This is a genomic window from Aurantiacibacter atlanticus (assembly GCF_001077815.2).
Classification (GTDB): domain Bacteria; phylum Pseudomonadota; class Alphaproteobacteria; order Sphingomonadales; family Sphingomonadaceae; genus Alteraurantiacibacter; species Alteraurantiacibacter atlanticus.
Window position 1 is genome coordinate 270,521 of the sequence record NZ_CP011310.1, and the last position, 13,025, is coordinate 283,545.

General features: G+C 56.6%; 15 protein-coding genes. 12 read left to right on the forward strand and 3 right to left on the reverse strand.

Features of this window, described 5'->3' with window-relative positions; translation table 11 throughout:
- Positions 1 to 10: 10 nt before the first annotated feature.
- The 4 genes from CP97_RS16065 (at position 11) to CP97_RS01345 (ending at position 2,290) form a co-directional block, all read left to right on the forward strand.
- Positions 11 to 151 (forward strand): lasso RiPP family leader peptide-containing protein, encoded by a 141-nt coding sequence (locus CP97_RS16065; protein ID WP_149036395.1) that lies wholly within the window; start codon positions 11 to 13, stop codon positions 149 to 151.
- 162 nt (positions 152 to 313) lie between these two features.
- Positions 314 to 1,159, forward strand: coding sequence for a methyltransferase (locus CP97_RS01335; protein WP_048884466.1), 846 nt, complete (start codon positions 314 to 316; stop codon positions 1,157 to 1,159).
- An 11-nt stretch (positions 1,160 to 1,170) separates the two neighbouring features.
- On the forward strand, positions 1,171 to 2,004 hold the full coding sequence (locus CP97_RS01340) for a hypothetical protein (protein ID WP_048884467.1): 834 nt from the start codon (positions 1,171 to 1,173) through the stop codon (positions 2,002 to 2,004).
- Complete coding sequence (locus CP97_RS01345; RefSeq protein WP_048884468.1) at positions 1,997 to 2,290, forward strand: PqqD family protein; 294 nt, start codon at positions 1,997 to 1,999, stop codon at positions 2,288 to 2,290. The genes CP97_RS01340 and CP97_RS01345 overlap by 8 nt, the downstream gene beginning before the upstream one ends.
- Here the strand turns inward: CP97_RS01345 and CP97_RS01350 are convergent.
- Together CP97_RS01350 and CP97_RS01355 are read right to left on the reverse strand one after the other, a co-directional pair.
- Entirely contained in the window at positions 2,287 to 3,942 is a 1,656-nt protein-coding gene (locus tag CP97_RS01350; protein ID WP_082863672.1) for an ABC transporter ATP-binding protein, read from the reverse strand. The genes CP97_RS01345 and CP97_RS01350 overlap by 4 nt on opposite strands.
- Positions 3,939 to 5,081, reverse strand: a complete 1,143-nt coding sequence (locus tag CP97_RS01355; protein WP_048884469.1) for a nucleotidyltransferase family protein — start codon at positions 5,079 to 5,081, stop codon at positions 3,939 to 3,941. Before CP97_RS01355 ends, CP97_RS01350 begins: the two co-directional genes overlap by 4 nt.
- Positions 5,082 to 5,294: 213 nt before the next feature.
- Here CP97_RS01355 and rfbA point away from each other — a divergent pair, with 213 nt between their 5' ends.
- The 4 genes from rfbA to rfbB are packed head-to-tail and all read left to right on the forward strand — an operon-like array spanning position 5,295 to position 8,623.
- Positions 5,295 to 6,182 carry a glucose-1-phosphate thymidylyltransferase RfbA gene (gene rfbA, locus CP97_RS01360; RefSeq protein WP_048886603.1) on the forward strand — a complete coding sequence of 296 codons (888 nt, stop codon included), beginning with the start codon at positions 5,295 to 5,297 and terminating at the stop codon, positions 6,180 to 6,182.
- A complete protein-coding gene (rfbC, locus tag CP97_RS01365) occupies positions 6,182 to 6,727 on the forward strand; it encodes a dTDP-4-dehydrorhamnose 3,5-epimerase (RefSeq protein ID WP_048884470.1) in 546 nt (181 codons plus the stop codon). Before rfbA ends, rfbC begins: the two co-directional genes overlap by 1 nt.
- Positions 6,724 to 7,572 (forward strand): dTDP-4-dehydrorhamnose reductase, encoded by an 849-nt coding sequence (gene rfbD, locus CP97_RS01370; RefSeq protein ID WP_048884471.1) that lies wholly within the window; start codon positions 6,724 to 6,726, stop codon positions 7,570 to 7,572. The genes rfbC and rfbD overlap by 4 nt, the downstream gene beginning before the upstream one ends.
- Positions 7,565 to 8,623, forward strand: coding sequence for a dTDP-glucose 4,6-dehydratase (gene rfbB / locus CP97_RS01375; protein WP_048884472.1), 1,059 nt, complete (start codon positions 7,565 to 7,567; stop codon positions 8,621 to 8,623). The genes rfbD and rfbB overlap by 8 nt, the downstream gene beginning before the upstream one ends.
- 5 nt (positions 8,624 to 8,628) lie before the next feature.
- Here the strand turns inward: rfbB and CP97_RS01380 are convergent, their stop codons facing one another.
- Positions 8,629 to 8,937: an acyltransferase gene (locus tag CP97_RS01380; RefSeq protein ID WP_227819637.1), complete on the reverse strand. Its 309-nt coding sequence runs from the start codon at positions 8,935 to 8,937 to the stop codon at positions 8,629 to 8,631.
- A 152-nt stretch (positions 8,938 to 9,089) separates the two neighbouring features.
- On the opposite strand from CP97_RS01380, the gene CP97_RS01385 reads away from it, so the two are divergent.
- Genes CP97_RS01385 through CP97_RS01400 form a run of 4 tightly spaced genes read left to right on the forward strand, consistent with a single transcriptional unit; the run spans position 9,090 to position 13,016 of the window.
- Positions 9,090 to 9,557: a DapH/DapD/GlmU-related protein gene (locus CP97_RS01385; RefSeq protein ID WP_048884474.1), complete on the forward strand. Its 468-nt coding sequence runs from the start codon at positions 9,090 to 9,092 to the stop codon at positions 9,555 to 9,557.
- Entirely contained in the window at positions 9,554 to 10,315 is a 762-nt protein-coding gene (locus tag CP97_RS01390; RefSeq protein WP_048884475.1) for an SGNH/GDSL hydrolase family protein, read from the forward strand. The genes CP97_RS01385 and CP97_RS01390 overlap by 4 nt, the downstream gene beginning before the upstream one ends.
- A complete protein-coding gene (locus CP97_RS01395) occupies positions 10,312 to 11,661 on the forward strand; it encodes a polysaccharide pyruvyl transferase family protein (protein ID WP_048884476.1) in 1,350 nt (449 codons plus the stop codon). Before CP97_RS01390 ends, CP97_RS01395 begins: the two co-directional genes overlap by 4 nt.
- A 23-nt stretch (positions 11,662 to 11,684) precedes the next feature.
- Positions 11,685 to 13,016, forward strand: a complete 1,332-nt coding sequence (locus tag CP97_RS01400; RefSeq protein ID WP_048884477.1) for an O-antigen ligase family protein — start codon at positions 11,685 to 11,687, stop codon at positions 13,014 to 13,016.
- Positions 13,017 to 13,025: the final 9 nt, after the last annotated feature.

The following is a 13,025-nucleotide window of genomic DNA, read 5'->3' on the forward strand; positions in this document are numbered from 1 at the left end:
GAAACCTGATATGACTACCAAGACAAGTATTAATACGGGCAAGGCTCGCTATTCTACGCCGCAGCTGAAGGAATTTGGCTCGGTTCGCAACCTTACCGGCGGTAGTGGCGGCACAAGGGGCGATGGCCAACTCGGCCAGACGAGACTCTGACCATCTCGCCTGAATATCCGACATTCGCGAATTACTTATGACCTCAGTTTGAATGCTGGGTTGATATCGCGTGGAATTCATTGATCTTACCTTGCGATGCAGGGTGGGGCCAATTTTTACGCCGGTTTCCTGGGTTAGCATCACCGGCTGAGCTGGACAGATATGTCTAAGGTCCTTGCAGAACATCTCAGCTATTTCCATTTACCGCGGCGATACGATGCCTATGCCCGCACCATTGCAAGTGTTCTATCTGGCGGCGAAGCGTTGGCTGACCTTGGCTGTGGCTTCGGCGTTCTAGGCATCCAATGTGTGCGACACAACGCTCGCCATGTTTGGGGCATCGATCACTCGGACGCGATAGAAATCGCGCGCGAAACGGTGGATCGTTCGGGTTTGGCCGACCAATACACCTGCATCAAAAACTCCACATTCCAGGCCATTCTTCCTGAAAAAGCCGATTTGGGCGAAGTGCGTCTCGATGAAAATGTTGAGAAAGCACTATCGTTCTCGGCTACGCTCACGACTGATAGGGACTGCATGCTGCATGGCCTTGCTGGATGGTTTGACTGCGAGTTGGCTGATGATGTGTGGATGACCAATTCACCGATCGTTCCGGAAAGCATCAGGCGGCCGCAGGCTTTTTTCCCGCTGCAGCGCCCTATTGAAGTGAAGCAGGGCGATAGCTTCGATATCGCCTTCCGTATCCGTCATGGTCAGGGGATTTTTGCCTGGACGGTGACACCCGCAGACGGCGCGCCGATTCAGCGAATGAACACCTGGAAAAGCCGCATTCTTACCGACAAGGATCTGGAGACGCGGCCGGAATCACCTTTGCGTATGAATAGCAGGGGAACCGCGCGCCTCAAGACTCTCGAGCTGATTGATAATAAACGCACGGCTCACGAGATTGAAGCATTGGTACTTGAAACCTATCCGGAACTTTTCGCCACACCAGAGGAAATTTCGCGGTTCCTGCGTGCCGAACTGGGCGCGGGGACCGAAAGTTGACGGTCTTCTCAATGCTGGGCCCCAGGCCCCAGAAACCTTTACCCAATTCACCTTATGACCGCTGGCTCTCGCCAGACGGCTATGAAACCGCGCAATTCTATCGCACCGCAACCGGCTATTGCGTTCGCTTCCCGGATCAGGCGGATTTCATCATCGATGCTGATAGCCTGGCAGTTGAGGGTATCCCTGTTCGCGAAGATGACCAGGATCAAGTGCTCGTCTTGTTTCATAATTCCATCGTGCCGATGCTGAACAATCATCGCGGGCAATTACATATGCACGGCAGCGCGGTCAGGTGCGGCAATGGCGCTATCGGTTTTCTTGGCCTGTCGCGCGGCGGCAAGACCACGCTTGCGGGTGCGTTTGCGCGCCCAGGCCATCCTTTCCTCACCGAAGATGTGCTTTCAATCAGGCATGATGAGGATGGCTATACGATACTCCCCAGCCGCCCCGTACTGCGATTGTTTCGTGATAGCGCCGCCCAATTGTTATCACGCGGACCAGCGCCGGCTGATGAGGCCAAGATTGCCATTCCGGCAGGATCGGATCTTCCCCATTGGTCCGAGCCGTGCCAGCTTTCCGCCTTGTTTCTGCTTGGCCCCGGCAAAAGCGAAACGACGAGCATCGAACTCATGCAATCGGCAGAGGCGCTCACCCATCTGATGCGGCACTCTTTCATACTCGATGTCGATGACCGGCATCGGTTAAAGGCCCATTTTGGCAGGATAGCGGAGCTTGCACAGGGGACGAACAGCTTCGCGCTTGACTATCCGCGTCGCTATTCCGAACTGGATAAGGTGATCAACACGGTATCGAGACTGGTAACAGGTGAACAAAATGACTGACGCGATTGATTTGCAAGGCAGTTTTGCACCGGGTGACGATGTGGTCGGGCGCGAGGTAGGCGGAGAAACAATTCTCCTCGACCTTGGCACAGGCATTTATTTCGGCCTCAATGAAGTGGGCGGAAAGGTGTGGCAATCACTCGATGCCGGTCAAAAATCCATTGGTGAGCTGTGCGACACCATCGAACAGCAGTTCGACGCGAAGCGCGAAACTATCGAGCGCGATGTTACGGCCTTGATCCAAGACCTTGTCGAGCGCGGGCTGGTGAACCAGCAGGCAGCCTAGGAGGCGGCAACCTCTTCAAATCGACCATCCACGACCTTTACAATCCTGTCTGCCAGGGCAAGCAAGGCTCTGCGATGGGTGATGATAATTACGGTTTGCCCCGATAAGGCACCCTTGATCGCTTTAACGAAGAGCGCCTCGTTTTCGAGATCGAACATTGATGTGGCTTCATCGAAAATGATGATCTGTGGGTGCAGCAGCAATGCCCGGGTAAGCGCAATGCGTTGGCATTGCCCGCCAGACAACCGCACGCCATGATCGCCAATCTGGGTATCCAGCCCCTTGGGCAGATCCGCAACAAAAGCTTCCGCCTGCGACAGTCGAAGCGCCTCGGCAATCTGCTCGTCGCTTGCTTGCGGACACCCGAAAACAACGTTCTCACGCAGACTTCCACTGAAGAGCATGGTGCGCTGGGGCACATAGCCGATATATCGCCGCAACGCCTGAACCTGAAGGTTTTCTATTGGCGTCCCGTCCAGTGTAATTTGACCTTGATCCGCATCGTAAAAACGTAACAGCAAATTGACGAGTGTCGATTTCCCGGCTCCGTTTTCGCCAGTGATTGCGATCACTTCACCAGCAGCAATTTCAAGATTGGCACCCCTTAAGGTGACCTGGCGACCGGGATAGGAAAAATGGACGTCGCGAAAGGCAAGTGCGCCGCGGACTGTGTCCGGCAACAAGCCTCGGTCATATCCCTGCTCAGGCTCCAGCGTGATGACGGCCTGCAACCGCGCCAATGTGCCCCGCGCCAGCTGCAATCGTCCCCACAGTTCGGCCATTTGGCCAATGGGCCTGGTTAGCAGTGCCGCATATAAAAGGGCGCTGAAAAGCTCTCCTGGTGTTCTGCCACCCTCGCCAATTTGTAATCCTCCCAGCAATATGACAGTCAGCGCGGCCAATGCTGCGATGAGCCCCACTAGAGGCGAAATTACAGAGTTGATCTGTTCATTCAGTGCACTCTTGCGCCGCGCGTCTTCGATTGCCGCGGTATAAAGGTCAAACTGCGTATCCTCCACCGCGAACGCCTTTGTTGCGGAAAGCATTTCGAGATGCATTTCCGCCTTGTTGAACACCTCAGTCTCGGCGTCGCGCATCTTCGTGGCGTTCGCCCGCAGCTTACGTCCGGAAAATCGCAGGAGAATATAGAAAATCGGCACAAGAATCGGAATCAGTAGCGCCAGCAAAGGATCGATTACAAACAGGATCACAATGGCGCCTGCTGCGGTCAGCACCATGGCCGGAACAGTGGCAATGGTGTTAGTCAGGAAATCGCTGAGACGGCTGATTTCGTAAGTCATGAGCGATAGCAATTCGCCCTGATTGCTACGGTTGTGAAATTTCATCGGCAGACGCTGGATCTTGCGATAGGTGTCGAGCCGTAATTGAGCGAGAATAACTGCGGAGGTCCTGGCGGACACCATTGCGCCCGATATCTTGAAAAGTGTCGACAGTATCAACAGTGCAACCAGCGCCAGAACAATGGTGGAAGTGCTGCCAATGCGCGCTTCCACAACTCCGCCAAGCAATTGCCCAGCCAGCCACGGTAACGTCAGGGTCGTTAGTGCACCCATTGCCTGCAGAGCACTGATGCGAGCAAGTTCAGTACGAAAACGCAAAGCCCTTTCAACCAGGAAATGGATCTGGCTCATGCGGAATCCGGCTTCAGGTGGCGAAACATCGCCCGGACCAGCCAACGCAGACGAAGCAAGAATTTCGGTGAGTTGCGGGCATGGGGAAAGGTGCTGCGCAAATGATCGTCATTAGGCAACATCAGGCGCAAGACGTAAGACACCTTGTCCCCTATGCCCCTGCTGGCTGCTAAATCGCTGGCAATCCTGCGTCGACGGCTTGCCTGCGTAAGATACGACATGACTTTGCCGCCCTGCCGCCTGTCAGCCAATTGCGCAAACACTGGTTTAGGAACGCAATCCTCCGACAGCGCACGAGCCTGATCCAGCGCCGCGCAGATGACAGCAGAAATCTCGTGGCGTTCAGCCAGCCGGACCAGTTCTTGCCACTGTTCATCATCCAATGTCCTGCACAGATACCGGTAATCCATTGTCCAGATCAGCCGATCGCCCTCCGGCACTTTCTCGCCCTCTATTGCATAGCCCGATATGCTATGCTCACACTGGTTAAACGCACCTTGCACCAGCGCTCGCACCGGATCGGCTGCCCAGGCGGACGAATGCAGGCGCGGAAGCGGGATGCTGTTTTCTAGCATATCGTCAGCACCCAACACCGTCTGAAGCCTTGGAGAATCCACCACGCGCCAGTGCAGGTCGACTACGTGCTCAAACCCTATTCCGGTGTCGAAATACCAACTTTCCTGAAACAACAGCCCGTGTGGTGGCGGCGACAGGTTGAAACCGTCGCGGCGCAAGATCCTACGCGCGTCTTCAAGCCGGGTTTCGCAGATCAGGATGTCGCTATCGCCGCGGCGCCGCCATGCGGGATTGCCATATACGCTGTAAGCCAGCGCAGTCCCCTTCATCACGACAGCTTGGATACCCTCCTGTTCAAAAGCGTCGAAAAGCTGGCGGAGCATGCGGAGATGCGATTCCTCCCACAAGGCCTGCATTTGCGCTTCGTCCAGCACCGAGCCACGCAATCGGGGCGGCCACTTATCTACGTTTTTTACCGTATCACAAAGGGCCAGAGAAATGCCATGAAACCGGATCCGGCGGATCGCCAGATCGATTGAGGCATCACTATAGAAATCGGGAAGGCAAGCAGAGCCACCTTCTCCCATTTCAGAAGCAAGCCAAGAATCAATCTGCGGCGCCATAATCCTGCTACCCGTTTAAGCGTTCAACCGGGATGGTTACTCGGCGCAAGCCTCAGTGCAATTCATATCCTCTATTTGCAAGGCGCAAGAGGCTGTATACTTCGTTGCAAGACAGCAGATTAGCGGTTGACGCGGGCAGGGGCCGTTGCAATGCGCTAAGGTTCTTCCCTTACCTAACGAACTGATTTGATCAGGATGGCGGAAAAGCAGACGATGCAGCACAAACGCAAGGGAATCATCCTCGCAGGAGGGTCCGGCACACGGCTCTATCCGCTGACCAGAGGCGTCTCGAAACAGCTGATGCCGGTTTTTGACAAGCCGATGATCTATTACCCGCTCAGCACGCTGATGCTGGCGGGCATTCGCGATATCCTCATCATCACCACACCTGAAGACCAGAACCAGTTCCAGCGAGTGCTCGGAGACGGTTCGGATTTCGGCGTGGCCCTCAGTTATGCCGTCCAGCCCAAGCCGGAAGGACTGGCACAAGCCTTTCATATCGGCGCGGAATTCATAGGCGAAAATCCCAGCGCGCTCGTTCTGGGTGACAACATATTTTATGGCCATGGCCTGCCTGGTTTACTTCAGAGCGCTTCGAGCCGCGAAACCGGCGCGAGTGTTTTTGCCTATCGCGTCAACGATCCGCAGGCCTATGGCGTCGTCGCGTTTGATGCCGAAGGCAGAGCATCCTCGCTCGAGGAAAAACCTGCCAACCCCAAATCCAACTATGCCGTAACGGGCCTGTATTTCTACGACGGAACCGTTGTTGACAGAGCCCGCGATCTCCAGCCGTCTCCGCGTGGTGAGTTGGAAATCACCGACCTCAACAGGCTGTATATGGATGATGGCGCATTGTCGGTGGAGATGATGGGTCGCGGCTTTGCATGGCTTGATACAGGCACACACGGGTCTTTGCTTGATGCTGCCAGCTATGTCCGCATCACCGAGGAGCGACAGGGGCTGAAGATTTGCTGTCCTGAAGAAATCGCATGGCGGCAGGGATTTATCGATGATGCCGGGCTCGAGGCTATCGCCGCGCCGCTCAAGAAATCGGGCTATGGCGAATATCTGATGGCATTGCTGCGCGAAGGCGCGCGCTAATGAACATCATCGAATGCGATATCGAAGGCCCGCTTATCATAGAGCCGCAGGTGTTCGGCGATGAACGCGGTTTCTTCATGGAGAGCTGGAATGCGGGCAAATTTGCCGCAGCCGGGCTGGATATCGCATTCGTGCAGGACAATCATTCTCTCTCGCAGAAGGGCGTTCTACGCGGAATGCATTTTCAGAAGCCCGGCGCACAAGGCAAGCTTGTTCGCGTCATAACTGGCGCGGTGTATGATGTGGCCGTCGACATGCGCCAGTCATCGCAGAACTTCGGGCAATGGACCGGCGTGGAATTGAACGCGCGAAACAAGCGCTTGTTCTGGGTCCCGAGGGGCTTTGCACATGGTTTTCTGACGTTGGAAGACGATACCGAATTCCTCTACAAATGTGATGCGCCCTATGCGCCGGATGATGAGCATTCGCTGGCATGGGACGATCCCGACGTAGGTATCGACTGGCCGCTGGATGGGCTGGATATTCAGCTTTCCGCCAAGGATCGCGCTGGCAAACGCCTTGCGGAATTGGAGCCTTTCGCGTGAAAGTCCTGATCACAGGCGCGAGAGGGCAATTAGGCCGCGCATTGGCTGCAACCGCACCAGAAGATGCGATATTGCACACAATCGAAATCGATGATTGCAATTTGACAGACCGCGCCGCCGTCAAGGAATTGATGGAGCAAGTCGCGCCTGACCTGGTAATCAATGCTGCTGCCTATACCGCTGTCGACAAGGCTGAGAGCGATGAGGATGCGGCCCGCGCGATCAATGCAGATGCTGTGGCGAATGTGCGCGAGGCGTTTGCGGGCAAGCTGGTGCATCTCTCGACCGATTTCGTATTCGACGGAACATCCAGCCGCGCATATCGCCCCGATGACACGCGCAAACCCCTTTCCGTCTACGGGCGGACAAAGGCAGCAGGTGAGGATCATCTCGCACATGGCGACGTGCTGGTTCGCACGGCATGGGTCTACACGTCAGGCGGTGCCAATTTCGTACGCACCATGCTCCGCTTGATGCAGGAAAAACCTTCGCTGGGCGTAGTGGCAGATCAGATAGGCGCGCCCACTTGGGCACCAGGCCTTGCCCGTACGATCTGGGGGCTGATAGCAGCCGATGCCGCTGGCACTTTCCATCATAGCGATGCCGGCGTTGCCAGCTGGTATGATTTCGCCGTCGCGATCCAGGAAGAGGCGCTTGCGCTGGGCCTGCTTGCATCGGCGATCCCCATCGCGCCGATCCCGACAAGCGCATATCCCACCCCGGCTGCCCGGCCCGCTTTCTCGCTCCTCGACTGCAGCAAGACACGCGAATTGCTGGAAGATGGCTATACACATTGGCGCACTAATCTGCGCCGGATGCTACTAGAGGAAAAAGCACTTGGCTAATCTGCTGATAACTGGCGGCGCCGGATTTATCGGAGGGAATTTCGTTCATTACTGGGCGCAAAATCACCCGGATGATGCAATGGTCGTGCTCGATTGCCTGACTTATGCGGGCAATGAATCCACGATTGCCGGTGTTGAGCAGGCAGAGCTCATCAAGGGTGATATCCGCGACACTGATCTGGTCGAAAACCTGCTGCGCGAGCGTGAAATTTCAACGCTGGTCCACTTTGCCGCTGAAAGCCATGTCGATCGCTCCATCAGCGGACCGGATGCCTTCATCGACACGAATATACTTGGCACGAATAGCCTGCTCAAAGCTGCCCGTGCCGTTTGGCTGGATGATGGGACCGGACTGGACCATCGATTCCACCACATCTCCACCGATGAAGTTTATGGTTCGCTCGGCCCTGACGATCCCGCGTTCAGCGAGGCCCATCAATACCAGCCCAATTCGCCATATTCGGCATCCAAGGCGGCGTCAGATCACCTCGTGCGCGCCTATCACCACACCTTCGGATTGGAGATAACGACCAGCAATTGTTCGAACAATTACGGGCCTTATCAATATCCCGAGAAGCTGATCCCGCTGTTCCTGCTCAATGCACTGCACGGGCGGCCGTTGCCGATTTATGGTGACGGAATGAATGTGCGCGACTGGCTACATGTCGAAGATCATTGCCGCGGGATCGATGCTTGTCTTGCCAAGGGTCGATCGGGCGAAACATACAATATCGGCGGGGGCGCCGAACTGCCCAATATGGCGGTGATCGATCATATCTGCGCCGAGGTGGATCGCGCGTTTGCCGAGGTGGACGAGCTTGCGGCGCGCTATCCGGATGCCCCCGCAGCAAACGGGCGCCCCACGAGCGAACTCAAGACCTTCGTCACTGACCGCAAAGGTCACGATCGCCGTTACGCAATCGATGAAAGCAAGGCGCGCGGTGAACTGGGCTACGTACCTGCCCATACATTCGATGATGGCTTGCGCCAAACGCTGCACTGGTATTTGGACAACGAAAAGTGGTGGAAGGCGATAGGGACCGCTTGTTGAACTTTTCAGCCTTCTTCAGGGCGGGCCGGATTGCCGGCAACTCTTTGGCCCGGTTCAACATCGCGGGTGACGACCGCGCCGGGATCGACGCGGCAATCGGCACCCAGCGTCACGCCCGGAAAAACGATTGCTCTAGCCCCCACATGCGCACCGTCACAAATGCGCGTATCGCAATAAAGACCGCGCGACATATCGTGGGTCAAAACCACGGCATGGTGATCGATCACGCAGTTTGCGCCGATGTGTATCCCGGCAGGATGGGTGCGATCAATCAGCGCATCGTCGGCAATCCACGCCGAAGGGTGGATGTCCATTTTCCAGATCCGGGTGTGAACCAGCCGCTGCACCTTCTGCCGCAGGGATCTGGGCAATTTCCTGGTAAGACGTTGATCGACCATATCCGCGCGATAGGGTCGCCGCGAAAGACTGGCAAGCGCGCCCGCCGCTTAGCTGCGACAATCGCCTGATGCGTTCGCTCAACCAGATACGGCGGCTGCGCCATTGGCTGCTGGCTATCAGGCGCCGGACGCTAATGCTGCGCCAGGGAGTGAAGATCGATCCCAGCGCGCAGGTTTCCCTTTCCGCACACTTTGTGTCTGGCGCAAGAGAGACAATTGCAATCGGCGCGCAAACACTGGTGGCCTTCAAGGTCATGATTCTCTCACGCGATTCAGAAGGCGCTGTGAAACCGGTTTCAATAGGGGCGCAATGCTTCATCGGCGGTGGCGCTGTCATCCTTCCCGGCGTGTCTATCGGCGATCGCTGCATTGTCGGCGCGGGCGCAGTCGTTGCCGACAATATGCCTTCCGACTGTATCGTCGCCGGCAATCCGGCCAAGGTCGTGCGAGAATGCCGCGGCATTCTGGCTTATGGCCGACTGCCCGAAGCGCCGATCAATAACATTCGTTTTCGCGATACGAAGCGATCCTCATGAAGCGCATCGGTATCACCTTGATGGTCATCGGCATCTGTGTTGGCATTGCAGGCGCAGTGCTCGTGCGAGATGAATTGCCCGGTTGGACGCGTGGCGGATCGCGCATGAAACTCGCCCAACCCCTTGCCCCGGTTCATGCCTGCCCGACCTTGCCTTCGCAGCCGACGCGCGTCCTTTTCTTGGGAGATAGCAATATGTCCGGCGTCAGGCTTGGCAGCCCGCTCGAAGCGTTTCCGCACGTATTTTCGCAAAACGCCGCGATAGAGATCATCGTCGATAATCGCGCCCGTGGCGGAGCGCCCGCGCAGGATGCCTTGAGTCAGGCGCAACAGGCAGGCGACAGCACTGTGGCAGTGCTGATGTTCGGGACGAATGATGCTGACCCGCGCGGCTGGCTTTCGCCCAAGGAGCCGCGCACACTTGACTCCTTTAAGGCTGATCTCGAACAGGCGATTGCCTACCTTCAAGAAAAGGACATCGAAGTGCTTTTGCTAGCAGCATTGCCCAGCGGCAGCCGCGCCATCGAAAGGCGCATCGAGCCGTATCGCAATGCCATGCGTTCTGTTGCGTTACGAACAGGCGTCGCCTTTCGAGACCCGGCGGCTGCGTTTCAGCCTCCTGCGGAAGGCGGCGCATACCTGCAACGTGACGCGCTTCATCTGAATGCGCGCGGCCAGCGCGCGCTGGCGAAGTGGCTGCTTGAGTGCTTTGACAATTCTGCTTCCGACATGTCGATCGATGTGGAGCAAGCTGCATGACGATGCGACGTCCGGAAGATCCTGTGAAGATCGGCTTGGTCGGCACATTTGATGTCGATAATTACGGCGATTGCCTTTTCCCGGAGCTCTATGCTCATGAAATCGCCAAGCGCATCCCGGGTGCGCGCTTTACGCTGTATTCGCCGTTTGCGCGTGCTGCACGCATCCTGAGCTTCGACACAGTGCTAGCCTTGCCCGCCACGCTTGACGCGGCCAGCTTTGACGAAGATGTGCTAGTCCTGACCGGCGGCGAGACGTTGTCGAGCGGGCACAATAGCGGCACCTACATCGTGCCCCTTTCCACTCTCAGTCACTATTTGCGGCTGTGGCTGGTCCCGACAATGGCGGCGACTACCAGCACGACCAAATTCATCGCGCACAGTGTCGGTGTGCGTAACGGGCCTGCTGACAATAGCTTGGTAGCGCGGTTACTGGAATCGGCCGACCGGATAAGCCTGCGCGATGCCAGCTCGCATTCGCGCTTGGATGAGAAATTTACGGTCGATGTAGACCCTGTCTTCCTCCTGCCGGATATGCTCTCGCAGGATGACTGGACACGGCGCTGCGCGGGTCTGCTTCCCGATGGGCTGGAATGCGGAAGCTACATCGCGGTGCAGGCCACCAATTCCTATTTTGCCGCCGAGCTGGATGAGTGGTGCGACGAGGTAGCCAAGGTCCTCAAGGCGACAGGGAAAAAGGCGTTGATGGTGCCTGTCTGTCATTTCCTCGAAGATTATCGGTTTCTGGAAATTGCCGGCGCCCGATTGGCGGCGCGGTATCCGGAACTGGCCGACACGCTTTATTTCCTGCCGCAAGATCGCCAGAATGTCATGGATACCGCCGCGCTGATTGCTCGTTCCGCCGGATATATTGGCACGTCATTGCACGGCGCGGTTACCGCTGCGGCCTTTGCTTTGCCGATGTCGGTATATTCCGGCCACGGCAAAAAGAACGGCAAGCACTACCAGACCCTGCTGGCCGCCGGAATCGACGACGGCGTATTTCATTCTCTTGATGATTTGGCCGATTGCTTCGCGGCCTCGGGTGCAAGTGACTTGGTAGCACGGTCAAAAGTTGCACAGGATCGCGCCAGAAAGAGCGTGGAAATCCTTTCCGAAGCCATCCTCGCCCCCAAGGAAACGCGTCCGCCACTCGACCCGGCGGACATCAGCGCCATCTGTCAGGCAGACCGCACGACGGTTTCAACTTGCAAAGAACGTGTCAAACGGAGGGTCTTTTCGCTTTTGAGAAGCTTCCCAACCCTCTACGAAGGATATCGATCGATACGGTTGCGGCATCAGTTTGCCAATGTGGCAGACGCCAATCCCTCAGATCGTCGGAATTAATGATGCGAGCACAGGCTTCACCAATGAACCAGCAAGAAAGGCCGCCACTCGCACGAGTCCTGCCTTTGGTGGCGTTGGTCTACGTGGCATTCCTGTTCCCGCCAGAGGTCAGGCTGCAGATCGGCGATTTGCAGATCTATTCCTACCGGCTCGTCATCTTGCCTTCGCTGATCTTTGTGGGCGCGCAAATATTTGCAGGTCGGATGCGCTTCAGCTTAATCGATTATCTTGTGATATTATCCGCCACTTGGTCCGCATTCGCCTTGACCGTGGTGTACGGCTTTTCTGAAAGCTTGACCCCAGTCGCTACAGTTTTCGTCGATACCGTCGGATCCTATCTAATAGCGCGCACGGCGATCCAATCGCTGACCGATGCGCGGCGAGTGCTCATCATGATTGCTCCGGCAGTTTTTCTCGCCGGCGCTATCATGGTAATTGAAAGCGTGTCTCACACCCTGATTGCCCGCCCTTTTTTCGCCCGCGTGTTTGGCCCGGTGTTCGATTATACAGAAGGCCCTACTCCCACGACCCTATACTTCCGCACCGAGGTGCGAATGGGCCTGTTGCGGTCGTATGGAACATTCGGTCATCCAATTCTTGGCGGCCTTATGTTGCTGAGCCTGCTTCCTGCCTTCGTCATGAGCGGGATCCGGTCGGCGCCTCGTATTCTTGGCGTCCTCGGCGCGGTTTGCGGCTTTTTCTCCTTGTCCAGTGCCGCGATCATGTCGCTTGCGCTTGCAGCAGGTCTGATCGCGGGCGATGCGATCAAACGGAGGTTCGTGGCCATCGGCTGGCCTGTTATTTCCGGAACCGTCGTTGCAATCCTGATTTCGTTGCACTTCGTCAGCAGTGGCGGCATCATCAACGTCATATCGCGCCTCACAATCAATCCAGCGACGGCATACACGCGCCAACAAACGTGGCATTACGGGCTTCAATCAGTAGAAAATCATCCTTGGTTTGGCATTGGCCGTGAACTGTTCGAACGGCCGGAACATTTGACGCCAAGCGTCGATGCCCACTTCCTCGCGATGGGCATTAGTGGCGGCGCTATTCCCCCGCTTCTTTTGATCGCTGCCGTTGTCATGATTATGATCGGGCTTGGTAAGCGCGCAGTTCAGGCGCAATCGCTTTTGGAACGGAACATGTTTGTAGGGGCGAACTTTTCCATTCTGCTGTTGTTCTTCGGCGCGTTCACTGTGACATTTTTCAGCGACGGAAAGATCTGGTTGATGTGTCTGCTGGGCATTGGCGCCTCGCTCGCTGGCATGAAATCCGCGCAGATTAATGGAGCGCCAGTTTCGGGCAGGGCAACAGTGGGCGCCGCGCCGCGAAATATCGCTGCAACAACGTAAGCGTGGCTG